Source organism: Micromonospora sp. NPDC050276 (assembly GCF_044459545.1).
In the GTDB taxonomy this organism is placed as follows: Bacteria; Actinomycetota; Actinomycetes; order Mycobacteriales; family Micromonosporaceae; genus Micromonospora.
Genome location: NZ_JBITJA010000009.1, coordinates 217,478 through 240,310 on the forward strand (window position 1 = coordinate 217,478; position 22,833 = coordinate 240,310).

Consider the following 22,833-nt stretch of genomic DNA (forward strand, 5'->3'; position numbering starts at 1 on the left):
GCGTCGCAACGCGGCGGCGGAAGCAAGAATAGCGGCTCCCCCCGGTACCGGTGCAACCGGGTACGGTCAGGGGGTCGTGCCGCTGGTCGGCGGCCGACGGTAGGCCCAGACCGCCGGACAGCAGGAGCAGAAACATGGCAGCGAACCCGTCGTTCGACATCGTGAGCAAGGTTGACCGCCAGGAGGTCGACAACGCCCTTCGGCAGGCGGAGAAGGAGCTTGCGACGCGGTTCGACTTCCGCGGCACCGGTGCGGAGATCTCCTGGTCTGGCGAGGAGGCGATCGGCCTGCAGGCGGAGACCGAGGAGCGCGTCCGCGCCGCACTGGACGTCTTCAAGGAGAAGCTGGTCAAGCGGAACATTTCGCTGAAGTCGCTGGATGCTGGCGAGCCGCGCCCGTCGGGCAAGATCTTCAAGATCGACTGCAAGGTGATCCAGGGCATCGAGGCGGACAAGGCCAAGGCCATCAGCAAGAAGATCCGCGACGAAGGCCCGAAGGGCGTGCAGGCGCAGATCCAGGGCGACCAGTTGCGGGTCACCGGCAAGAAGAGGGACGACCTTCAGGCGGTCATCTCGCTGCTCAAGGGCGAGGACTTCGGCGTCGCCCTCCAGTTCAACAACTACAGGTAAGGCGCGGTCAGGGTCGCTGATGCCGTAATCGGTCACTCGTAGTGACCTCGGTCAACATAGTCGCCAACCGTCGTCGTTCAGCGCTCGGCGGCCTGGCGACGGCCCGACGCAGCGCGTGGGCCGTCGACCCAGCGCAGGGGCCATCGCTATCAGACCCAGCGCAGGGGCCATGGCCATCACAGGGCCTCGCGGGTTGCCATCGTTGATGGATGCTGGCTGATGGCGTTTGCCGGTGACTCGTGCCCCATCTGCGCCCCGAGCGCCTGCCGGGCGGTTTCCCCCATCGGGTCGTCACGGGTGGGCATCCCCTGGATGGTCGGCAGCACCTCATCCCGGAAGACGCCGTGCAGCCGGCGCAGTTCCCGCGCCGGATGCTCGGAATCGTCGACCCGCACGTCCCAGAGTGGGTACGGCTGATCGCCGATCACCGTCACGGTCGCTGACCGTGCGCCGTGCCGGTCACCGCCGGCCTCTTCGCCGGCCCCGATGGCCAGCACGAGTCGCTCCGCCAGGTCGAGTGGCTCACTCTCCTCGAACACCCGGACGATCTCCGCGAGGGTCTCCGGGCTCGCCAGGCGGTTGCCCTGCACCGCGTAACCGGGCCCGGTGCGGTGCCCCGCCCAGTCCTTCGTACGGGAGCCGGTGAAGGCGTGCGAGCGGCCGCGGCCGTCGACCATGCCGACCTGCCGCACCTCCCGGCCCGGGTCACTGGCCAGCAGCTCGGTCAGGACATCCTGCGGCGAGCGGCCCTGGCCGAGCAGCGGCAGGCCGTCGTAGGCCAGGAACGGATTGGAAGTGGCCTGGGTCGCCACGGCACCACAGCCCGAATGGACGTGTGCGACGAGCTTGCCGACGGCGGGCCTGGCCGTCAGGGCTCCCACCCCCAGCTGTCCAGTACGCGGACACCGTGCGGTGATCGAGAAGGTCACGCCCGGCAGGTACCCGGACGAACTCCCGGCATGCCCGAGTCAGCCTGGTTACCGTCGAGGCCCCAGTTCATCAGCCATGCGGCTGATCTCCATCCCCGCCTGGTAGCGGCTCTCAAGATCCACTCGGTTTCTTGGATGTCGGGGCATCCTGCGGCTGGGATACCCCGACATCCAAGAACCCGAGTCGATCAAGGCCCGGGCCCGATCAAAGCCCAGGCCCGATCAAAGCCCAGACCCCACCAAAGCCCAGACCCGACCAAAGCGCGGGCGGTCAGACCGTTACAGGTTCGGCGCGTACCGCAGTGGTTTCCGCTCGGGCGATGGGCCCGGCGGGCAGTGCGGCGACCGCGGCCCCGACGGCGACCGCCGCCCCGGCGAACAGGAACGCCCACCGGACGCCACCGGCGTGATCCACGATCAGGCCGGCGATCGAGCCGCCGGCGGCGCTCGCCGCGACCGCCACGGTGACCACCCAGGTGTACGCCTCGTTCAGCATGGCGGTCGGGGCGATCCGGCCGACCAGGGTGTTCTCCAGGGTCAGTGCGGGCGCGATGGTGGCCCCGCCGGCGACCAGCGCGACTCCCAACGCCAGCGGGGTGGGCATCACCGCGAACACGACGAAGGTGGCGGCCAGCGCGCCGAGCAGCAGGGCGAACTGCCGGGTCATGTTCGGGGCCGGCTTGCGGACGCCGAACCAGACCCCACCGATGGCGCTGCCGACTCCCCAGACCGCGAGCAGCACCCCGGCTAGGCTCTCCGGGTCGTCGGTGGTGTGGTCGCTCGCGAACGCCGGCACGATCACCCCGGCGGCGCCGAACGCGATGCCCAGGCCGGCGACGCAGACCAGCAGGGCCGGGAAGCCGCGGACGCGCAGCGGGCCGAGCCCACGGGCGTGGTGCTCGCGCGGGTGCGGACGCCAGCCGCGCATGACCCGGCCGAGGGCCACGGCCGTCGTGCCGACCAGGGTGACCACGGCCGCGCCGATCAGTGCGGCCGACGCGTCGGCCACGAGCACGAAGCCGGCGACGAGCAGCGGGCCGAGCACGAAGACGATCTCGAAGAGCGTGGTCTCGGCGGCCAGCGCGGTGTTGCGCAGGGCGTACCGGCCGGAGTTGGGGCCGGTCAGGTCGTTCCAGGCGCCTCGGATGGCGGCGGTGAGCGGCGGGTACGTGGCGCCGGCCACGCCTGCGGCGAGGTAGATGACCGGGAGAGCGTCGTCGCCGGCGCGGCTGGACAGCAGCAACCCGATGAGGGCGAGGGGGTGAGCCACGGCGGTGACGAGCAGGACGGGGCTCGGGCCGACCCGGTCGGCGATTCGTCCGGCGACCGGGCTGAGCGCGGCGCCGGCGATGGCGTAGATCCCGCCGGCGATGGCGGCCAGCGAGTATCGCCCGGTCACCTGTTGGACGACCAGGAGCAGCGCCAGCGGTGTCATGCCGATGCCGAGCCGTCCGATGATGCCGGTGATCAGCAGCATGGGCGCGCCGGGGATCCGCCAGACACCCAGGTACTGACGCAGCGCGGTCACCGTGAACCTCCCGAGGGTGTAATGAGCGTGAGCCGTTATGACCCTAACGTCAGCGCCCGACGGCCCGACACCGGTTTAGCCGCCGGACAGCACTCCGCCCGCACCCGCTCTGTGCGGGTACGGGCGGAGGCGGTGAATCAGCGGGTCAGCGCTGGAACTGCACGGGCCCCGAGTTGCGGGCCATCTGCTCCAGCCGGGCGACCCGGTCCTCCATCTTCGGGTGCGTGGAGAAGAGCGCGGCCATCCCGCCACCCCGGAACGGGTTGGCGATCATGAGGTGCGCGGTGCTGGTGAGCTGGCCCTGGGCTGGCAACGGCCGACGGCGGGCCACCGCGTCGATCTTGCGGAGCGCGCTGGCCAGGGCCAGCGGGTCGCGGCTCAGCTCAGCGCCCGAGGCGTCGGCCTGGAACTCCCGGCTCCGGCTGATCGCCAACTGGATCACCGTGGCCGCGATCGGGCCCAGGATCAGGGTGAGCAGCAGCACGGCCGGGTTGGGCCGGTCCTCGTCGTCCCCTCCGCCGAGTGGGATGAAGAAGGCGAGGTTCGCCAGCAGGGTGATGATGCTGGCCAGGCCAGCCGCCACGCTGGAGATGAGAATGTCCCGGTTGTAGACGTGGGACAGCTCGTGCCCGATCACGCCGCGCAGCTCGCGGTAGTCGAGGATCTCGGTGATGCCCTGCGTCACGCAGACGGCCGCGTGCTGCGGGTTGCGACCGGTGGCGAACGCGTTGGGCTGGGCGGTCGGGCTGACGTAGAGCCGCGGCATCGGCTGCCGGGCGTCGGTGGCCAACTCCCGCACCATCCGGTACAACTCGGGGAACTGCGCCTCGGTGACCGGTTGCGCTCCCATCGAGCGCAGTGCGAGCTTGTCGGAGTAGAAGTAGGAAACGCCGTTCATGACCAGAGACACGAGGACGGCGATGACCAGGCCCCCGCTGCCGCCGAACCAGTAGCCCACCGCCAGGATCAGGGCGCTGAGCAGGCCGAGCAGCGCTGCGGTCTTCAGACGGTTGTGGTGCACGATGTCTCCTTCGGTGCACGGATCGCCGGGATCCGCTGACCGGTGTAACAACCCGGTACCCACCAACCATCCGTCTCAACGCTGAGAGTTCACTGAGACCGGGGCTGCGGGTCGGGTCAGCGGCCGGCCAGGTCGAGCACCAACTGCGGGGCGAAGCCGAGCACCACCGCGGCCACCGTCGCCACCGCCAGCACCACCGCCACCACGGGTACGGCCACAGCACCGCCGCGGCTCGGGACGGCGACGGCCGCCGGCGCCCAGAGCGTGGCGGTCACCCGCAGGTAGTAGGCGAGCCCGATCACAGCGTTCAGCGCCACCACCAGCGCCAGCCAGGCCGCGCCACCGTCCAGCAGTGCCCGTACCACGGTCACCTTCGCGAACAGGCCGGCCAGTCCCGGCGGCAGACCGGCCAGACCCACCAGCGCGAGACCGAGCGCCGCGCCCCGCCACGGGTGCCGGCGGGCCGCCCCGCGCAGGTCGTCGAGCGTGCCGCCATCCGCACCCGCCGGCCGCAGGGCGGTCACCGCGGCGAAGGCGGCCAGCTCCAGCACCACGAAGAAGACGGCGTACGCCACGGCGGCGGCGTACGCGGCGGACCGTGCCTCCTCGGTGCGCCCGGCGGCCAGCGCCAACGCGCCCAGCGGGGCCAGGATGTAGCCGGCCTGCGCGACGGACGACCAGGCGAGCAGCCGGACGGTCCGCCGCTGACGCAGGGCGACCAGGTTGCCGACGGTCATGGTGAGCACCGCGAGCAGGGCGAGCACCGGACCGGTCTGATCCGCGGGCAGCGCCCGCTGCACCACGGCCAGCAGAGCGACCAGGCCGCCCAGCTTCGACGCCGTGGACAGGTACGCGGCCACCGGCAGTGGCGCGCCGTCGTAGGTGGCCGGCGCCCAGGCGTGGAACGGCACCGCCGCCACCTTGAAGGCCAGCCCGACCAGCAGCACCGCCACCGCGGCGGTGGTCAGCGGCAGGTCCCGCAGCTCCGGCCGCTCGGCGAGCAGCGCGCTGAGCCGGTCCAGGTGCAGCCCACCGGTCACCGCGTACAGCAGCGCCGCGCCGAGCAGGGTCAGTGTGGTCGCCACCACGCTGACCACGAAGAAGGTCAACGCCGCCTCGGCGCTCGCGAGGCGGCCCCGGCGTAGGCCGACCAGCACGTACAGCGGGAGGGTCAGCGTCTCCAGAGCGACGATCAGCGTGATCAGGTCACCGGCCGCGCCGAGCACCACACCGCCGGTCATCGAGCAGGCCAACAGGAAGCAGTACTCCCCCACCGGTGACCGCCCGGCCCGCAGAGCCGGCACCGACAGCCCGAGCACGCCCAGCGTGAGCAGCGCTACCACCGCGCCGACCAGCGCCGCGCGACCACCGAAGATCCAGGAGCAGTCGGCGCCCACACAGAACGTCCGCCGCTGGGCACCCACCCCGACCAGCGCCGAGCCGACCGCGGTGCCGAGCGCGCCGAGCGCGGCCACCGCGATCGTGGCCCGGGGCCGGGCCAGGACCAGATCGGTGACGAGTACGAGCACGGCCGTGCCGGCGGCCAGATAGGCCGGCAGCAGCGCGACGCTGTCCACGCTCTGCACGACGGTCATCCGAGCCCACCTTCGTTCGCGACTGCGGGGCTCCGCTTCGCTGCACTCCTCGCGCTCACCGGGAAACCACCCCGATCAGGGCGTCGACGGGGGCCTCGGCGACGCCGAGGACCAGCGTCGGCGCCAGCCCGATGGCCAACGCGAGCAGCACCAGCGGCACCCAAGCGGTCAACTCCGCACCGGCCAGGCCGGGGCCGACCCGACCGACGGCCGGGCTCGGCCGGTTGTGCGTGACCTGCCGCAGCAACCGCAGGAAGTACGCGGCGGTGAGCGCCCCACCGACCGCGGCCAGCACCCCGAGGGTGGTCCAGAGCGGGCCACCCACCTGCACGGCGGCGACCACCGCGAACGCCTCGCCCCAGAAACCGGCCAGCCCGGGCAGGCCCAGCGACGCGATCGCCGCGAACGCGAGCAGACCCGCCAACCGGGGCGCGGTCTCCCGCAGCCCGGACAGCTCGGCGAGGGCGCCCGTGCCGGTACGGTCCTTCACCGCCCCGGCCAGGAAGAACAGCAGGCCGGTGATCACGCCGTGCGCGACGTTGCCGATCAGTGCCGCCTGGATGCCGGTGGCGGTCAGCGTGGCCACGCCCAGCAGCACGAAGCCCATGTGCCCCACGCTGGAGTACGCGATCAGCCGCTTCACGTCCGCCTGGGCCAGGCAGACCAGCGAACCGATCAGGATCGCGGCGACGGCCAGCACGCCGAGCACCGGCGCCGCCCAACGGGCGCCCTCCGGCGCCACCCCCACCGCGACCCGGATCAGGCCGTACGTGCCCATCTTCAGCAGCACCCCGGCCAACACCACACTGCCCACCGTGGGCGCCTGGGTGTGTGCGTCGGGCAGCCACGAGTGCAGCGGCCAGAGCGGGCTCTTCACCGCGAACCCGGACGCGAGCAGGGTGAACGCCGCCAACTGGGTGCCCCTGGACATCCCCGCGCCACCGGTCAGCGTCACCACGTCGGCGGTGCCGGCGGCGGCCACCACGACGTACACGCCGACCAGCAGCAACACCGAGCCGAACAGCGTGTACAGCGCGAACTTGCGGGCCGCCCGACGCCGGTCCGCGCCACCCCAGCCGGCGATGATCGCGTACATCGGCAGCAGGACGACCTCGAAGAAGAGGAAGAACAGCACCAGATCCAGGGCGAGGAAGGTGCCCAGGATGCCCACCTCGACCACCAACAGCAACGCGACCAGGGCCCGGCCGCTGCCGCCGTCCGGCACCCGCCACATCGTGTACGCGCAGCAGAGCAGCGTGAGCAGCGCGGTCAACACCACCAGCGGCCAGGAGATGCCGTCGACGCCGAGATGGAAGCGCAACTCCAAGCCGGGCACCCAGGGCAGATCCAGTTGGTGCCACGGACGCACCGCCGGCTCGCCCGCCGACCAGGCGACCCAGCCTCGACCGCCGAACACCAGCGGCACCGCGGCCAGCAGAGTCAGCGCCGCCGCGACCGTGCCGACCAGGCGGGCAACCCGGTCCCGAGATATCGCCGCCACCGCGACCGCACCCAGCGCCGGCAGCGCCAGGACGGCCACCAACAACACCTGCCCGAACGTCACTGGACTACCCCGATCACGGCGGCGGCCAGCCCGATCAGCAGCGCACCGGCCAGTACGCCGGCGGCGGCTCGGGGCAGTGCCGCCCGGTGCAGCGCGGCCAGCCCCGCGCCCAGACCGGACGCGACTCGCCCGCTGCCCTCGACCGCACCGTCCACCACCACCTCGTCGCCGGTGCGCGCGGCGCGGGCCAACGCGCGGACGGGACGTACGACAAGGGTGTGCTGGACGTCGTCGAGCCGGAACGCGCGGGCGAAGACCGGCCGCAGCGGACCCAGCGCGACCGCCGGGTCGGCGGCCCTGTCACGCCGCCAGCCCAGCGCCACCAGCCCGGCGCCGAGCAGCAGGAACGCCAGCGGCAGCAGCACCCCCGACCCCAGGTGGACCAGGCCGTCCTCGGAGCCCGCCACCGGGACGGTGGGGAACCGCAGGCGGTCGGTGAACGCCCCGACGAACCCGGCCAGGCCGAGCAACGCGGCCGGCACGGCCAGCAGCAACACCGGCCAGCGCAGCACCGCCGGCGGGTCGTGTGGCCGGACCAGCGGCAGGCGCGCAGCGCCGAAGAAGGCCCGCAGCAGCAGCCGACCGGCGTACCAGGCGGTGACCGCCACACCGACCAGCCCGGCGATCCAGACGAGCCAGCCCACCCAGGACGGTGCCGGGCCGGTGCCCTCCAGCGCGGCCGACTCGGCGACCGTCAGCACGCCGTCCTTGCTCCAGAAACCGGCCAGCGGCGGCACCCCGGCCAGCGCGCCCAGGCCCACCACGGTGCACCAGAACGTCACCGGCATGCTGCGCCGCAGCCCGCCCATCTCCGACATCAGAGTGGTGCCGACGGCGTGGATCACCGCGCCGGCGGCGAGGAACAGCAGCGCCTTGAAGGCGGCGTGGGTGAGCAGGTGGAACAGCGCCGCCGACGGTGAGCCGACCGCCAGCGCGCCGGTCATGTAGCCCAGCTGGGACACGGTCGACCAGGCCAGTACGCGCTTGATGTCGTCCTGGGCGGTGGCGGCGAGCGCGCCGAGCAGCAGCGTGATCGCGCCGAGCACCCCCAGCACGGTCAGCGTCACCGGCGCGGCCGTGAACAGCGGGTAGAGCCGGGCCACGGCGTACACCCCGGCGGCGACCATCGTCGCGGCGTGGATCAGCGCGGAGATCGGGGTCGGGCCGGCCATCGCGTCCGGTAGCCAGGTGTGCAGCGGGAACTGCGCGCTCTTGCCGGCCACACCGGCGAGCAGCAGCAGGCCGGCTGCGGTCAACGTGGCGCCGGAGTGGTCGTGGGCGAGCACGTCGGCGATCCGGAAGCTGCCCGTCGACACGCCGAGCAGCGCGATGCCGAGCAGGAACCCGACGTCACCGACCCGGGTCACCAGGAACGCCTTCATGGCGGCGGCGGGCGCGCCGGCCATTCGGCGGTCGTGGGCGATGAGGAGGTACGAGCAGAGGCCCATCACCTCCCAGCCGACCAGCAGCATGATCAGGTCGCCGGCGACCACCACCAGCAGCATGGCACCGGTGAAGAGACTGATCTGGGCGGCGTACGGCGGGTACCGGTGATCCACGTCGACGTCGTCGTGCGGACCGCGCCGCAGGTAACCGATCGAGTAGACCTGCACGGCCAGCGCGACCGCGGTGACCGCCACCGCGACCAGCGCGGCGGCGCCGTCCAGCCGTACGCCGAGGGTCACCACCAGGCCGCCGAAGTCGACCCAGGTGCTCGACGTCTCCGCGGGCCCGTCGACAGTGAGCAGCAGCGCGACGGCCAGCGCCAACGCGCCGGCCGCGCCGGTGACGCCGAGCGTCACGGCGACCGTCCGGGCCCGGTCACCGCCGGTCGCGCTGTTACCCGGAGGAGCCGGCGGCAGCAGCAGACCGAGCAGCCCGGCGACCAGCGGTACGGCGGGCAGCAGCACCCCGAGCAGCCCGGTCACCGGCCCGCCTCCGAGTCCAGGACGGCCGGCTCGTGCCCACCGGCAGGCGGCTCGGTCAGCGGCACGTCGTCCACGGCCACGGTCGCCCGCAGCCGGTAGAGCTGAAGGACGATCGCCAGCCCCACCCCGATCTCGGCGGCGGCGAGGACGATGACGAACAACGCGAAGACCTGCCCCGAGTGCGGGAGCACGGCGCGGGCGGTGGTGTCCGCGGTGACCAGGATCAGGTTGACCGCGTTGAGCATCAACTCGACCGACATCAGCACCAGCACCGCGTTGCGTCGGCGCAGTACGCCGTAGACGCCGAAGCCGAACAGCAGCGCGGCGGTGACGTACGGGATGACCGGCCTCACCGGCGCCCCCCGGGCTCGCTGTCGACCAGGTCGGCGACCCGGCCGTCGCCGGGCGGGTCGGCTCGGCCGATGTCCGGGCGGGACAGCACGATCGCGCCCACCAGGGCGGACAGCAGCAGCACGGAGAGCACCTCGAACGGCAGCACCCAGGATTGGAAGATCTGCTCGCCGAGCCGCTCGGCGGTGCCGGCGCGGGGCAGCGCGACGGTGCTCCACCGGTACGCGTCGACCAGCAGGACGGTCAGCCCCAGCCCGGCGCCGCCACCGATCAGCGCGGCCGGCCAACCGGGCCGGTCCAGGTCGTCGGAGACCCCGATCGGGGCCCGGGTCAACATCACCGCGAACAGCAGCAGAACCACCACCGCGCCCACGTAGATCAGCACCTGCACCCAGGCCACCAACTCGGCGCTGAGCACCAGGAAGTCACCGGCCAACGCGCCCAGGCACACCACCAGGTAGAGACCGGCCCGGACCAGGTGTTTCGTGGTCACCACCAGCACGCCGGCACCGACCGCCACCACGCCGAGGGCGAGCAGCAGCACATCCGCCCCGGTCACCGGGCCGCCCTTCCGGCTCGGGCGGTCACGACGCGGACCCCGGGTCGGCGCCGGGCTCCGGGCGTACCGCGGGCGAAGCCGGACGTGCGGCAGCCGCCTTGCGCGCCGCGGAGGTCTCCTCCTTGGCCGGCTCGCCGTTCGGGTCGTGCGCGGGCGGCGGCGGAACGGTGGCCATCCACTGGCCCAGGTGGTCCTTGTCGTGCAGCAGGTCCTTGATGTCGTACTCGGCGTACTCGAACTCCGGTGACCAGTAGAGCGCGTCGAACGGGCAGACCTCGATGCAGATGCCGCAGTACATGCAGAGCGAGAAGTCGATGTCGAACTTGTCGAGCACGTTGCGCTGGCGGGGGCGGGCGGCGCCGGGCACCGCCACCTCCTCCTTGTGCGAGTCGATGTAGATGCACCAGTCCGGACATTCGCGGGCGCAGAGCATGCAGACCGTGCAGTTCTCCTCGGACAACGCGATCACGCCACGCGAACGGGGCGGCAGGTCGGGGGCGGTGTCCGGGTACTGCTGGGTGGTCGAACGGCTGGTCATCGTCTTGAGGGTGACCGCCAGCCCTTTCACCAGGCCCGCGCCGGGAAGGCCGCGCTCGCCGGTGTCGCCGCGCTCGCTGGGGTCGCTCATGTCGACCATCCTGCCCTGTGGCCACGGCGCGCGCGACCACCACCCACAGGTCCGGGGCGGTACGGTGGTCGTGGGGAGAACGACGCACCTGGAAGGACCTGCCATGACCGCCGCGCTGCAGAGCGACTACCCGCCCGAGAGCGAGTGGACGACTGACGATCTGGATGCGCTGCCCGAGGATGGCCGCCGCCGGGAACTGCTCGATGGAGTGCTGCTGATGTCCCCCTCCCCCACCCGTACCCACCAGAGCATCGCGATGCGTCTTGGTGCCGCGCTCGACGAAGACTGCCCCGACGGCTACGACGTGACCCAGGCGGTCGAGGTGCGGATCAACCGCACCCGGTCCTTCATCCCCGACGTGCTGATCACCACGGCCACCGCCGCGGCACGCGAGCCGTCGAAGTACGAGCCACACGAGGTCGTCGTTGCCATCGAGATCGTCTCGCCCAACACCCGCTCGATCGACCGGGTGTTGAAGCCTGCGCTGTACGCCCAGGCCGGCATCCCCTTCTACTGGCGGATCGAGACCGACGGCGCCCTGGAGGTCGTGACCTACCGGATCGACGCGGTGAACGAGGTCTACACCGAGACCGGGCGGTGGACGAAGTTCGTCGACACCGGCGAGCCCTTCCCGATCAATCTGCCGATCAGCCGGATCACGCCCCGGGTCCGCTGACGGCCGGTGGCAGCATCTCGACGCCGAGTTGTTGCAGCAGTTGGAACAGCTCGTTGCAGCTCCACACCTCGACGATCCGGCCCGCCGCGTCGAAGCGCAGGAACGTCGCCCCCGAGTAGCTGACCACCTGCCCGGTCGGCGGCACCGGCCCGAACTGCCCGGCGTTGGTGCCGGCGGCCCGCCAGTGCACGGCCACCCGCTCGCCGGCCGCGACCACGTCAACGATTTTGTAGCGCAGGTCCGGGAAGGCCGCCCGGCGCTCGCGGTGCCAGGCCAGCGTCGCCTCCGGCCCGGTGCCGCCCAGCCCCGGGCACTCCTCGGCGACCAGCTCGTACGCCGACTCCTCCTGGCGGGCATTCCACACATCGGCGATGAACCGCCGCGCCGCCGCCTCCACATCCGTCATGCCGAGAGTATCCGGGACCACGGCGCGCGGTAGATCCGCGAGGATTGGGTAGAGACACCGACCAAACCGGGAGGGCGACGTGGGCGAGGAAAAAGGCGGCAAGTACGTCGAGCCGGGCGGCGAGTTCACCCGCGACCAGCGGTACATCGCCACTCGGATCACCAAGGACGGGCGGGACGGTTACCCGGTCGAGCCGGGCCGGTACCGGCTGGCGGTCAGCCGGGCCTGCCCGTGGGCCAACCGGCTGATCATCGTGCGGCGGTTGCTCGGTCTGGAGGATGCCATCTCGATGGCGGTGGCCGGCCCGACCCACGACGCCCGGAGCTGGACCTTCGATCTCGACCCGGGCGGCCGGGACCCGGTGCTCGGCATCGAGCGCATCCAGGAGGCGTACTTCAAGCGCTTCCCCGGCTACGAGCGCGGCATCACCGTGCCGGCGATCGTCGACGTACCGACCGGGCAGGTCGTGACCAACGACTACGCGCAGATGAGCCTGGACCTCTCCACGCAGTGGGGGGCGTACCACCGCGAGGGCGCCCCGCAGCTCTACCCCGAGCACCTGCGGGAGCAGATCGACGAGGTCAACGCGGTGGTGTTCCGGGACGTCAACAACGGCGTCTACCGGTGCGGGTTCGCCGGCAGCCAGGAGGCGTACGACAAGGCGTACCACCAGCTCTTCGACCGGCTGGACTGGCTCACCGAACGGTTGACCGACCAGCGCTACCTGGTCGGCGACACCATCACCGAGGCCGACGTGCGGCTGTTCACCACGCTGGTCCGCTTCGATCCGGTCTACCACGGCCACTTCAAGTGCAACCGGCAGAAGCTGAGCGAGATGCCGGTGCTGTGGGCGTACGCCCGCGACCTGTTCCAGACTCCCGGTTTCGGCGACACCATCGACTTCGACCACATCAAGCGGCATTACTACGAGGTGCACCGCGACATCAACCCGACCGGGATCGTTCCGCTCGGCCCCGACCTCTCCAATTGGCTCACCCCGCACGGCCGGGAGTCGCTAGGTGGCCGCCCCTTCGGCGACGGCACCCCACCCCCACCACCGGCCGAACCGGTCAACCCCGCCCACACCCCACTCCACTGACCTCAAGCCCCGCCCTGCCCCGCGCCCTGCCCCGCGCCCTGCCCCGCGCCCTGCCAGCGCTCGTCGATCTTGCACTTTCTGACGTTGAAATGTCCCACTCGGCCGCTTTTGCCGGCACAGAAAGTGCAAGATCGGCGCAGGGAGGGGCGGGGCAGGGGCAGGGTGGGGTGGGGGGTTAGTCCCTGTCGCTCCGCTGCGCGAAGCGGCCCTAATCGGGAGGAAGTAGGTCTACTTCCGAGTTAGAGGGCTAGGCGGACTGCTGCGGTTAGGACTAGTTGGGCTAGGGACGCGGGCACCAGTACCAGCCAGCAGAGGCGTTGGAGCTGGTCCTCGCGCAGCCGGGGGTAGGACACCCGGAGCCAGATGATCACGAAGGAGACCGCGAAGATCTTGAGCAGGGTCCAGAGCCAGCCCAGCTGGTCATCGGCGAACGGGCCCTGCCAACCGCCCAGGAACAGCACGGTGGTCAGCGCGGCGATCACCACGATGCCGACGTACTCGGCGAGCAGGAAGAACGCGAACCGCAGACCGGTGTACTCGGTCAGGTAACCGAAGACCAGCTCCGAGTCGGCCACCGGCATGTCGAACGGTGGCCGGCGGATCTCGGCCAGCCCGGCGACGAAGAAGATGATCATCGCGGGCGCCTGCCAGAGCAGCCACCACGGCTGCCACGCCTCGACGATGCCCGGCAGGCTGAGTGTGCCGGCCGCCATCGCCACCGACGCGGCCGCCAGCACCAGCGGCAGCTCGTACCCGAGCAACTGGGCGGCGCCGCGCAGCCCACCGAGCAGGCTGTATTTGTTGGCCGACGCCCACGCCGACATCAGCACCGCCACCACCCCGACGCCGACCACGGCCAGCACGAAGAACAGGCCAATGTCCAACGGCTGCCCGACCAGGTCGTTCGGGCCGAGCGGAATGACCAGCAGCACCAACAGGTAGGGCACCAGCGCCACCGCAGGCGCCAGCCGGAACACCGCCCGGTCCGCCTCGCGCGGCGTGATGTCCTCCTTCTGCACGAACTTGACCCCGTCGGCCACGAGCTGCGCCCAGCCGTGAAAGCCGCCCGCGTACATCGGGCCGAGCCGGCCCTGCATGTGCGCCATCACCTTGTGCTCGGCCTGGCCGACCAGCAACGGCAGGGTGAGGAACGCGACCACCACGCCGCCGATCCGGAGCACCAGCTCCACCCAGAGCGGCATCAGGCCGTACCCCCGTCGTGGTCGCTGCGGTCGTCGCGGCCCGGCGGGTCCGCGACCGGCTCGACGCCCGACGCGGCCGGGCCCCCGCCGGACACCGGCTGGTCGACCGGGCCTCCGCCGGACACCGGCTGGTCGACCGGGCCCGCGTCGGACACCGGCTGATCGACCGGGCCCGCGTCGGGCGCGGGCTGGGCGGCGGGGGTCGGGCCGTCGGCGGTGCCGGCAGGCCGGGGGGTACGCGCCGGACGGGCCCCCGGGGCGGGCCGCGCGGGACGCTCACGGGCCGGCCTGGCCGGGGTGCCGCCACGCGGCCCCTCCCCCACCCCACCGGCACCGGCCGGAGTGGGCGTGGGCCCCCACTCGCCCGGAGCGGGAACGCCCGGCGGGCGGATGGGTCGACGCCCACCGCCGGCCTCGGACTCGCCCGGCTCCTTCGCACCCGGCCAGGGCTTGGCCACCCGGGAGGCCAGCACGAACTCCTTGCGCAGCGGGTGACCCTCGAACTCCGGGGGCAGCAACAGCGGCAGCAGCCCCCGGTGGCCGGCGAAGTCGATGCCGAACATCTCGTGCGTCTCCCGCTCGTGCCAGGCGGCACCGGGGTAGACGTCGACCACCGACGCGACGGTGGGCGCGCCGCGCGGCAACCGGGTACGCAGCAGCACGCCGTGGCGCAGTCGGGTCGACCAGAGGTGCGCCACCACGTCGAAGCCCTCGGCAAGCTCGTCGACGGCGGAGAGCCAGTCGAAGAAGTCGCAGGCCAGCTCGGCGTCGTCGCGGGCGGCGGAGACCGCGGTGAGCCAATTCTCGGGCGGCACATCGACGGTGGCCCGGGCGAACCGTTGCCCGCCGGAGACCGACGGGGTCGCCTCGACCGGCGCGAGCAGCGCGACCAGTCGAGCGCCGACCTCTTCGGGAGTCATGCCGCTGATCCTAGTGCCGGCCGGGCCCGCGGCTGGCCGCCGCCGATGCCGAGCGATCTGCCGGCTTTGGGCGCGGTGCGCGCCTCGGCGGGGAAAGATGAGGGTGTGCGCGCTGTGACGGTGAGACCCGGGGTCGCCAACTCGCTGAACCTCGTCGAGGATCAGCCGGAACCGCCTGCCGAGGAGGGCTCGGTCCTGGTCGAGGCGCTGGCGGTCGGGATCTGCGGCACCGACCACGAGATCATCGCCGGGGAGTACGGCGAGGCGCCGCCGGGTGCGGACCGCCTGGTCATCGGGCACGAGTCACTGGGCCGGGTGGTCGAGGATTCGAGCGGCACCCTGCAACCCGGTGACCTGGTGGCCGGGATCGTCCGGCACCCCGACCCGGTGCCCTGCCCGAACTGCGCGGTCGGCGAGTGGGACATGTGCCGCAACGGTCAGTACACCGAGCACGGCATCAAGGCGCTGCCCGGGTTCGCCCGGGACCGCTGGCGGGTCGAGCCACGGTTCGCGGTCGCGCTCGACCCGACGCTGGCCCAGGTGGGCGTGTTGCTGGAACCGACCAGCGTGGTGGCGAAAGCCTGGGACCACATCGAGCGGATCGGGCACCGGGCCGAGTGGCAGCCGCAGACCGTGCTGGTCACCGGGGCCGGGCCGATCGGGCTGCTGGCCGCGTTGCTCGGCACCCAGCGCGGGCTCTCCGTCCACGTGCTGGACCGGGCCACCGATGGGCCGAAGCCGGAGCTGGTCGCCGGGCTCGGCGCCACCTACCACGCGGTGCCGGTCAACGACCTGCCCTTCGAGCCGGACGTGGTGATCGAGTGCACCGGCGCGCCCACGGTTGTCCTCGACGTCATGTGCAAGGCGGCCCCGATCGGGATCGTCTGCCTGGCCGGGGTGTCCAGCGGTGGCCGGACCCTCGACTTCGACGCCGGGGCCCTCAACCGGGCGCTGGTGCTGGAGAACAACGTGGTGTTCGGCTCGGTGAACGCCAATCGGCGGCACTGGACCATGGCCGCGCAGGCCCTCGCCCGCGCCAACCAGGTCTGGCTCGAATCGCTGATCACCCGGCGGGTGCCGGTGAACCGGTACGTCGACGCGTACACCCCCGGGCCGGACGACATCAAGGTGGTGCTGGAGTTCGCGTCCTGAGCGACGCTGCGCCGATCAGATGCCCGGCAGCCGGCCGTTGCGGAACAGGTCGACGAAGAGCTGATGGTCCTGCCGGGCGCGCACCCCGTACACGTGCGCGAACTCCACCAGATGGGCGACGAAACCCGCCTCGTCGGTGTCCACCGCCGCGACGATCGCCTCCTCGGTGGAGTAGTCCACCAGGTCATGACTGGATTCGTCGTCGGCGACCGAGTGCATCCGGGCCACCGCCCGACCAAGGTCGACGAGAACCCCGGTCAGCTCCTCCGGCTCGTTCACGTCCGACCAGTCCAGATCGGCGGCGTACGGGGAGACCTCGGCGACGAGCTGACCGGCCCCGTTCAGCTCGGCGAAGCCCAGCCACGGGTCGGCGTGCGCCTGCAACGCCCGCTGCGACTCGGCGGTCCGGTGCCCCTGGTGCTGGAAGTAGCCGCGCACCGACTCGTCGGTGACGTACCGCGCCACGGCCGGCACCTGCGCCTGCTTCATGTAGATGACGACGTCGTTCTCCAGTGCCTGGGTGTGCCCCTCCAGCAGGAGGTTGTACGACGGCAGCCCGGCCGAGCCGATGCCCACCCCCTTGCGCAACACCACGTCCTTGATCCGCGCGGCCACCGGCCGGAGCTTCATCGAGGCGGCGGGCAGGGTGCCCAGGTAGTCCTGGAAGGCGGCGCTGACCAGGTCCCGGGTGGCGTCGTCGATCTCGAAGACCCCGTCGCCGATGGAGAATCGTCGCTCGTAGTTGTCGATGGTGGTCTGCGTGGCGAGCAGGTCGACGCGGGTGTTGAGCCGGGCCTGCTGGAGCACCCGGCGCAGCACCCCGTCGGCATTGTCCAGGGTGATCGAGCCAATCGCGTCGTCACCGCCGGTGGCGATCGCCCGCAGCTCGGTCAGGTAGGACCGGGCGAAGCCGGCCACCAGGTCCCCGATCGCCGTGTCGGAGAGCGCCTTGCCGTAGCCGAGCAGCGCCACACTGGCCGCGAGCCGGCGCAGGTCCCAGGTGAACGGCCCGACGTACGCCTCGTCGAAGTCGTTGACGTTGAACACCAGCTGCCCGGAGGCGTTCATGTAGGTGCCGAAGTTCTCCGCGTGCAGGTCACCGTGGATCCACACCCGGCTGGTCCGCTCGTCGAGGAACCGATCGTCGGCGAAGTCGCCGCGCTGGTCGGCGTAGAACAGCGCGGCGCTGCCCCGGTAGAAGGCGAACGGGGAGGCCGCCATCTTCCGGAACTTGCGGCGGAAGGCAGCCGGGTCGATCGCCATCGACGCGCCGAACTCCTCGGTGAGCACGTCGACGATGTGGGCGGGCCGCTGGTCCACTGAGCTGCTCATACAGCGCAGGCTAGTGCGGCCGGTCCACAACGGGTGGCGAACCAGCCAGACATCGATCATGCTGGCTGGCGTCATGGCGCAGGTTCCCTGGCGGCGCCCTCAGTTCGCGGTGGGTGGGCGGACCGGTGGTGCGGTGAGCGAGTCGACGGAGCGCGGTGCGGCGGCCTCGAGGGGCGGGGCGTCCAGCGGCGCGGCCAGCGCATCCCGCTGCGGCACCCCACCGATGCCGGACTGCTCGGCGGCGATCTTCTCCTGTAGGCGCAGGATGCCGTGCAGCAGCGCCTCCGGCCGGGGCGGGCAGCCGGGCACGTACACGTCGACGGGGATGAGCTGGTCGACACCCTTGGTCACCGAGTACGAATCCCAGTAGGGGCCCCCGCAGTTCGAGCAGGCGCCGAACGAGATGACGTACTTCGGCTCGGGCATCTGGTCGTAGAGCCGCTTGATCGCCGGGGCCATCTTGTCGGTCACCGTGCCGGAGACCACCATCAGGTCGGCCTGCCGCGGGCCGTGGGCGAACGGGATCACGCCAAGCCGGATGAAGTCGTGCCGACCCATGCTGGTGGCGATGAACTCGATCGCGCAGCAGGCCAGACCGAAGTTGAACACCCAGAGCGAGTAGCGGCGCCCCCAGTTCAGCACGAACCGGATCGGCTCTCCCAGCACTGCCGGCAGCTGCACGATTGCCCCCCTCTTGTCCCCTACCGGACAGTCAACCACAGCCTCCCGCTGCAACCCCGCGGCCCGTTCAGGGCTTCTAACCGGGTACGGCGCGCCGAGCACGGCCGCCGGTAACGGGGATCACGGGAGGACCTGTTCATGAACACTCGGACCAAACTCCGCGCAGGCGTACTGCTCGGCTCGGCACTGGCCCTGATGGCCGCGCTGCCGGGCACCGCCGCGCTGGCGTCGGCCGGCGCGCCGGCCGCCATCTCGACGGGCCGGCTGGTGCTGGAGCCGACCGGGAACGGTTACCAGGGCACCCTGCCGGTGACCATCACCAACCGCAGCCGGGCCACCGACTACTACACCATCCTGATCACCGAGCCGGTCGCCGGCTCGTTCGACGGGCTGGTGCCCAGCGGCGCCTGCATCCAGGCCGAACCGGTGGACAACCGACGGGTCATCGCGTGCTCGGTGGAGGGACCGGACCTCGAGCCGGGCGAGCGACGCAGCGTCGACGTGGCCTTCGAGGTGCTGACCGCGCCTCGCCCGTACGCGATGTCCGCCACCGGTGGGCGGGTCGAGGTCGTGCCCGGGCACACCCAGCAGGTTGCCGCCGGCAAGGACTTCAGCACGCTGTTCCGGGCCACCAACGGATCACTGCGGAACCCGCGACCGTACGTCCAGGACACCTCGGCGAACGCCTCGCTGACCGCCGGAACCGGCGCGCTCACCCTGACCCGGCAGGCCGACGGGACCTACGCGGGCCGGCTGCCGGTGACCGTGCGCTATGCCGGCGACGCTCCGCACGACTACCTGTCGGTGCAGGCGAGCCTGCCGACCGGGGTGGAGATCACCGGCACCGACCCGCAGGACTCGCCGAGCTTCGGCGGGTTCTTCGAGGTGCCCGGTGGGCGGATGGCACCGGGCGAGGAGCGCACCTTCGCGGTGCTCTTCGGTGCGTCGGCGGACACCGTCGTCGGCGACCTGGGAACCGTCGACCTGGTCCTGAGCACCCGGTACGGCGCCGACGAGGTGGCCGACGCCACGCCGACCGACAACCGCATCCAGGTCAGCCTGAGCGCCTCCGACGACAGCTGACCGACCTGTGCGTCGCCGGCCGGCACGGGGGTTCCGGCCGGCGACGCGGGCGGGGCGTTGCCTCGACCTGGCTGGTCGCCCCCACCGGACGGCCACCCACCGGCAGCGGTGCTGGCTCGGCGGTCGGGCTGCAACCCCCCGACCAATTGACGAGTGTTACGACCGCCTCGGGCACGATCCGACGGCGAACGGGGAGGGGCAGTGACAGCGATGACCGGAGCGCTCGCCAACGAGCCGCCGGGTGCGGCTACCGCGGCGGCCAGGGACCACGCGGCGACGTCGAGCTTCGACACCTTCTACCACGCGCACTTTCGCGATGTGACCACCCAGCTCGGCGCCTACGTGGGCGACCTGTCGCAGGCCCAGGACCTCGCCCAGGAGGCGTTCTGCCGCGCGCTGGCCCGGTGGGACAAGCTGGCCCGGTACGACGACCCGGTCGCCTGGGTCCGGCAGGTCGCCTGGAACCTCGCCCGGAGTCGCTGGCGGCGGCTGCGGACCGCCCGCAACCACCTGCTCCGGCAGCGGCGGACGGAGGCCACGATGGCCGGTCCGACGCCCGATCGGGTGGCGATCGACGCCGCGCTGGCCCAGCTGCCCGCCAACCACCGACGGGCCGTCATCCTGCACTACCTCGCCGACCTGTCGGTCAACGAGATCGCCAGTCAGGAGGGGGTGGCCGAGGGCACGGTCAAGTCCTGGCTGCACCGCGGCCGGCTGACGCTGGCGGGGCTGCTCGACGAGAGCATCGAGGGGATGGGCAATGACTGACATCGACCCGCGGCTACGGGAGCGGTTCGCCGCGTACCGGGCCGAGACGGTTTGCCGGGTCACCGGTCCGGGACCTGACCAGGCCCGACGTACCCTTCGTCGGCGTCGCCAGACGAGGGCGGTGGTGGTGGCGGTGACGGCGATCGTCCTGGCGGTCGTGCCGATCGTCGCCAACGCCGGCCTACGGGGCGACGGGTCGGTGCCGGCACCGGCGCAGACCGGCACACCGACCATCCCGCCGACGAGCGCTCCCGCACCGACGCCGTCCACCCCGCTGATGCCCAGCACGACCACGACCACGAGCCCGGCCGCGCCGGACGGTCGGATCAGCCGGGCGCAGCTGCTGGCCGCCCGCGTCACCCTGCCGGCCTGGCCCGCGGGCATGCCGACGACCTGCCTCACCTCGGACGTGCGGCTGCGTCCCCCGTCGCGCACCGACTACGTGCCCGTCCTGACCGACCTGGAGCTGCGCTACACCGACCTGGACGGCGACGGCGCCATCGAGACGGTCGCCCTGGTCGCCTGCCGGTTCGGCGAGGCCCTGGCGAAACAGCTCGTCGCCTTCGACCGCGACGGGAACGGCCGGATCGTGACCATGGGTCGCATCGTTCGGACCGGAGACGGGATCGCGGACATCACCGACTTCGCCGTCTCCGACGGCGGACGGGTGCGGGCACAGGTGGCGGACCTTCAGTCCTGCTGCTCCACGCCGAGCTACTGGGCTCGGACGCAGTGGCGGACATTCCGCTGGAACGGGGACCAGTTCCCCCAGAGCGCTGGCCCGACGTCGTTCGGGCCGGACACCCGCCTGACCGACCTGGTGTTGACCGGGGGTGATCTCGTCCTGGGGCCAACCGGTGCAGGCCGCAAGCGTCCGGGCACCCTGACCCTGACCGTGACGAACAAGGGACCGGTGGACGTCGCGCGGGTCGGCTTCGGCGAGCTGAAGCTGATCGGCACGCCCGACGGTGGTGACTGGTCGCTGTGCGCATCGTGGCAGAACGACGGGTCCGGGGCCGACTGTCGCGTGGCCGGGTTGCGGTCCGGGGAGCGCCGCACGTACAGGTTCCGCTTTCTGGTCGATCCATCCACAGTGGCCGAGTCGAGCCCACGAGTAGTGCATTTCGACGAGGACGGCCGGTACTGGAGAGACCTGACCTACGGGGACACCCATGTGGACCTGCGGGTGATTTCCTGACCGACGTGTTGATCGGGCCCGGCCGGCCTTGGCGGCCGGGTCCGGCATCGCCCGGTCAGCGGGAGGACCAGGTGGGGTGCTGGAGCAGGCTGACGAACTCGACGAGCAACCGCTCGCGTAGCGCGGGTGCGGCGGCGTCGAGCAGGGTGTTCACCAGCGCCATCCGCTCCGGCAGCGGTCCCGTGCCCGCCCCCGCATCGTCGCCCAGACCCAGCCCGGCGGCCAGGCCGGCGATCAGCTCCGGGGTCAGCGCCTCGGGCGTCAGGGCGCCGACCAGGGCCGCCAGCTCGGCGGGTAGCCGCACCGGACCGGCGGCCCGGGCGGCGGCCACCGCCTCGGTCAGGGCCGGCCCGAACTCGGCGACCCGGGGCGCCACCGCGGCGGTCACCGTGAGATGCACGCTGGCGGGCAGGTCGGCGTACGACAGCTGGGGTTGGGTGTGCCAGCCCCGCGCGGTCAGCTCGTCGACCAGGACGAACAGGTCGGGACCGCCCTCGGTGGCGGTGAAGCAGACCACTGTCGACTCCGGCTCGGCCATCAGCCGCAACCCGTCGACGGCTCGGACCGCGTCGGCCAGACCGGCGACCGCGTCCCGGGTCACGCCGGCGAGCCGCAGGTAGCCGTCATCGCCGAGGTGCCGCAGGGTCGCGTACGCGGCGGCGATCGGCCCACCCGACCGGGTGGATGCGATCACCGGGTTGATCATCGTGTAGCCGGGCCAGTCGGCGTACGCGAAGTACTGCGGGGCACGCAGCGCGGCGTCGCGGTGCAGCAGCACCGACACACCCTTCGGCGCGTACGCGTACTTGTGCAGGTCCACGGAGATGGAGGTGACGCCGGGTACCGCGAAGTCGAACGGCGGGACCGGCTCCCCGAGGCGGCGCAGGTACGGCAGGGTCCAGCCGCCGAAGCAGGCGTCCACGTGGCAGCGCACCCCGGCCTCGGCCGCCGCGGCCGCGATCTGCTCGACCGGGTCCACCACCCCGTGCGCGTACGACGGCGCGGAGCAGGCGACCAGCACCGTCTCCGGGCGGATCGCGGCGGCCATCGCGACCGGGTCGGGGCGCAGCGTGTCCCGGTCGACCGGCACGACGTCCAGCGCCACCCGCAGGTAGTGCGCCGCCTTGGCGAATGCGGCGTGCGCGCTCGACGGCACCACGATCCGGGGTGTGGTGATCTCCGGGTGGGCGTCCCGGGCTGTCTTGACGGCGAGGATCAGCGACTCGGTGCCGCCGCTGGTGACGCTGCCGACGACGTCCGGGGCGGTGGTCCCGGGGCCGGCGCCGAGCACCCGGCCGGCGGCGCCGACCAGCGCGTTCTCCATGGCCAGCAGGGAGGGGAACGCGGTCGGGTCCAGTCCGTTCACGTGGGCGCTCTCCCGATGGGCGGCGGCAGCCAGCTCGTCCAGCCCCGGCACCGCCGGGTCGTAGACGTAGGCGAACAGCCGTCCCCCGTGGGTGGGCCGGTCCGCACCCCGCAGCTGCCGAACCTCGGACAACGCGACCTCGGCGGCAACCCCAGCGGCGGAAAGCGCCCCAGCCTCAACCCGGTTCTCGTCGATCATGGGGTTATGGTGCCCTTCTC

At 72.1% G+C, this 22,833-nt stretch carries 21 protein-coding genes and 1 pseudogene; 7 read left to right on the forward strand and 15 right to left on the reverse strand.

Translation table 11 applies throughout. The features are described 5' to 3' along the window. Positions 1-134 precede the first annotated feature (134 nt). Positions 135-629 (forward strand): YajQ family cyclic di-GMP-binding protein, encoded by a 495-nt coding sequence (locus ACIBF8_RS21755; protein ID WP_030329827.1) that lies wholly within the window; start codon positions 135-137, stop codon positions 627-629. 176 nt (positions 630-805) lie between these two features. Here the strand turns inward: ACIBF8_RS21755 and ACIBF8_RS21760 are convergent, their stop codons facing one another. The 9 genes from ACIBF8_RS21760 to ACIBF8_RS21800 form a co-directional block, all read right to left on the reverse strand. Continuing rightward, positions 806-1,558, reverse strand: coding sequence for a DUF1028 domain-containing protein (locus tag ACIBF8_RS21760; RefSeq protein ID WP_396785130.1), 753 nt, complete (start codon positions 1,556-1,558; stop codon positions 806-808). Positions 1,559-1,829: 271 nt separating this feature from the next. Continuing rightward, on the reverse strand, positions 1,830-3,086 hold the full coding sequence (locus ACIBF8_RS21765; protein WP_396785132.1) for an MFS transporter: 1,257 nt from the start codon (positions 3,084-3,086) through the stop codon (positions 1,830-1,832). Positions 3,087-3,231: 145 nt separating this feature from the next. Further along, positions 3,232-4,107 (reverse strand): zinc metalloprotease HtpX, encoded by an 876-nt coding sequence (htpX, locus tag ACIBF8_RS21770; RefSeq protein ID WP_238660452.1) that lies wholly within the window; start codon positions 4,105-4,107, stop codon positions 3,232-3,234. A 116-nt stretch (positions 4,108-4,223) separates the two neighbouring features. Further along, complete coding sequence (locus ACIBF8_RS21775; protein ID WP_396785134.1) at positions 4,224-5,702, reverse strand: NADH-quinone oxidoreductase subunit N; 1,479 nt, start codon at positions 5,700-5,702, stop codon at positions 4,224-4,226. A 55-nt stretch (positions 5,703-5,757) separates the two neighbouring features. Then, entirely contained in the window at positions 5,758-7,266 is a 1,509-nt protein-coding gene (locus ACIBF8_RS21780; RefSeq protein ID WP_396785136.1) for a NuoM family protein, read from the reverse strand. Then, the gene (locus ACIBF8_RS21785; protein ID WP_396785137.1) at positions 7,263-9,194 is read right to left on the reverse strand and encodes an NADH-quinone oxidoreductase subunit L; all 1,932 of its coding nucleotides are present in this window, start codon (positions 9,192-9,194) and stop codon (positions 7,263-7,265) included. Before ACIBF8_RS21785 ends, ACIBF8_RS21780 begins: the two co-directional genes overlap by 4 nt. Beyond that, on the reverse strand, positions 9,191-9,547 hold the full coding sequence (gene nuoK / locus ACIBF8_RS21790; RefSeq protein WP_396785139.1) for an NADH-quinone oxidoreductase subunit NuoK: 357 nt from the start codon (positions 9,545-9,547) through the stop codon (positions 9,191-9,193). The genes ACIBF8_RS21785 and nuoK overlap by 4 nt, the downstream gene beginning before the upstream one ends. Then, positions 9,544-10,104, reverse strand: a complete 561-nt coding sequence (locus ACIBF8_RS21795; protein WP_396785140.1) for an NADH-quinone oxidoreductase subunit J — start codon at positions 10,102-10,104, stop codon at positions 9,544-9,546. Before ACIBF8_RS21795 ends, nuoK begins: the two co-directional genes overlap by 4 nt. A gap of 25 nt (positions 10,105-10,129) precedes the next feature. Further along, on the reverse strand, positions 10,130-10,741 hold the full coding sequence (locus ACIBF8_RS21800) for a NuoI/complex I 23 kDa subunit family protein (protein WP_396785142.1): 612 nt from the start codon (positions 10,739-10,741) through the stop codon (positions 10,130-10,132). 94 nt (positions 10,742-10,835) lie between these two features. On the opposite strand from ACIBF8_RS21800, the gene ACIBF8_RS21805 reads away from it, so the two are divergent. Further along, positions 10,836-11,408, forward strand: coding sequence for a Uma2 family endonuclease (locus tag ACIBF8_RS21805; RefSeq protein ID WP_396785143.1), 573 nt, complete (start codon positions 10,836-10,838; stop codon positions 11,406-11,408). Here ACIBF8_RS21805 and ACIBF8_RS21810 read toward each other — a convergent pair. Beyond that, on the reverse strand, positions 11,389-11,814 hold the full coding sequence (locus tag ACIBF8_RS21810) for an ester cyclase (protein WP_396785144.1): 426 nt from the start codon (positions 11,812-11,814) through the stop codon (positions 11,389-11,391). The genes ACIBF8_RS21805 and ACIBF8_RS21810 overlap by 20 nt on opposite strands. Before the next feature lie 79 nt (positions 11,815-11,893). Here ACIBF8_RS21810 and ACIBF8_RS21815 point away from each other — a divergent pair, with 79 nt between their 5' ends. Beyond that, positions 11,894-12,913, forward strand: coding sequence for a glutathione S-transferase family protein (locus ACIBF8_RS21815; protein WP_396785146.1), 1,020 nt, complete (start codon positions 11,894-11,896; stop codon positions 12,911-12,913). A 239-nt stretch (positions 12,914-13,152) separates the two neighbouring features. Here the strand turns inward: ACIBF8_RS21815 and ACIBF8_RS21820 are convergent, their stop codons facing one another. Next, positions 13,153-14,115, reverse strand: a complete 963-nt coding sequence (locus ACIBF8_RS21820) for an NADH-quinone oxidoreductase subunit H (protein ID WP_396785148.1) — start codon at positions 14,113-14,115, stop codon at positions 13,153-13,155. Positions 14,116-14,438: 323 nt separating this feature from the next. Beyond that, positions 14,439-15,035: pseudogene (locus ACIBF8_RS21825) on the reverse strand (NADH-quinone oxidoreductase subunit C); the annotation flags it as partial. A 105-nt stretch (positions 15,036-15,140) separates the two neighbouring features. On the opposite strand from ACIBF8_RS21825, the gene ACIBF8_RS21830 reads away from it, so the two are divergent. Next, positions 15,141-16,187, forward strand: a complete 1,047-nt coding sequence (locus ACIBF8_RS21830; protein WP_396785149.1) for a glucose 1-dehydrogenase — start codon at positions 15,141-15,143, stop codon at positions 16,185-16,187. A 15-nt stretch (positions 16,188-16,202) separates the two neighbouring features. Here the strand turns inward: ACIBF8_RS21830 and ACIBF8_RS21835 are convergent, their stop codons facing one another. Next, positions 16,203-17,519: a DUF2252 domain-containing protein gene (locus ACIBF8_RS21835; protein WP_396785151.1), complete on the reverse strand. Its 1,317-nt coding sequence runs from the start codon at positions 17,517-17,519 to the stop codon at positions 16,203-16,205. Positions 17,520-17,618: 99 nt separating this feature from the next. Next, positions 17,619-18,200, reverse strand: a complete 582-nt coding sequence (locus ACIBF8_RS21840; protein WP_396785152.1) for an NADH-quinone oxidoreductase subunit B — start codon at positions 18,198-18,200, stop codon at positions 17,619-17,621. Positions 18,201-18,338: 138 nt separating this feature from the next. Here ACIBF8_RS21840 and ACIBF8_RS21845 point away from each other — a divergent pair, with 138 nt between their 5' ends. The 3 genes from ACIBF8_RS21845 (at position 18,339) to ACIBF8_RS21855 (ending at position 21,249) form a co-directional block, all read left to right on the forward strand. Beyond that, positions 18,339-19,283: a hypothetical protein gene (locus ACIBF8_RS21845; RefSeq protein WP_396785153.1), complete on the forward strand. Its 945-nt coding sequence runs from the start codon at positions 18,339-18,341 to the stop codon at positions 19,281-19,283. A gap of 210 nt (positions 19,284-19,493) precedes the next feature. Beyond that, positions 19,494-20,051 carry an RNA polymerase sigma factor gene (locus tag ACIBF8_RS21850; protein ID WP_396785244.1) on the forward strand — a complete coding sequence of 186 codons (558 nt, stop codon included), beginning with the start codon at positions 19,494-19,496 and terminating at the stop codon, positions 20,049-20,051. Continuing rightward, positions 20,044-21,249, forward strand: a complete 1,206-nt coding sequence (locus ACIBF8_RS21855; RefSeq protein ID WP_396785155.1) for a hypothetical protein — start codon at positions 20,044-20,046, stop codon at positions 21,247-21,249. Before ACIBF8_RS21850 ends, ACIBF8_RS21855 begins: the two co-directional genes overlap by 8 nt. A gap of 55 nt (positions 21,250-21,304) precedes the next feature. Here ACIBF8_RS21855 and ACIBF8_RS21860 read toward each other — a convergent pair whose 3' ends face one another. Then, entirely contained in the window at positions 21,305-22,813 is a 1,509-nt protein-coding gene (locus ACIBF8_RS21860) for a pyridoxal phosphate-dependent decarboxylase family protein (RefSeq protein WP_396785157.1), read from the reverse strand. Between the last annotated feature and the right edge of the window lie 20 nt (positions 22,814-22,833).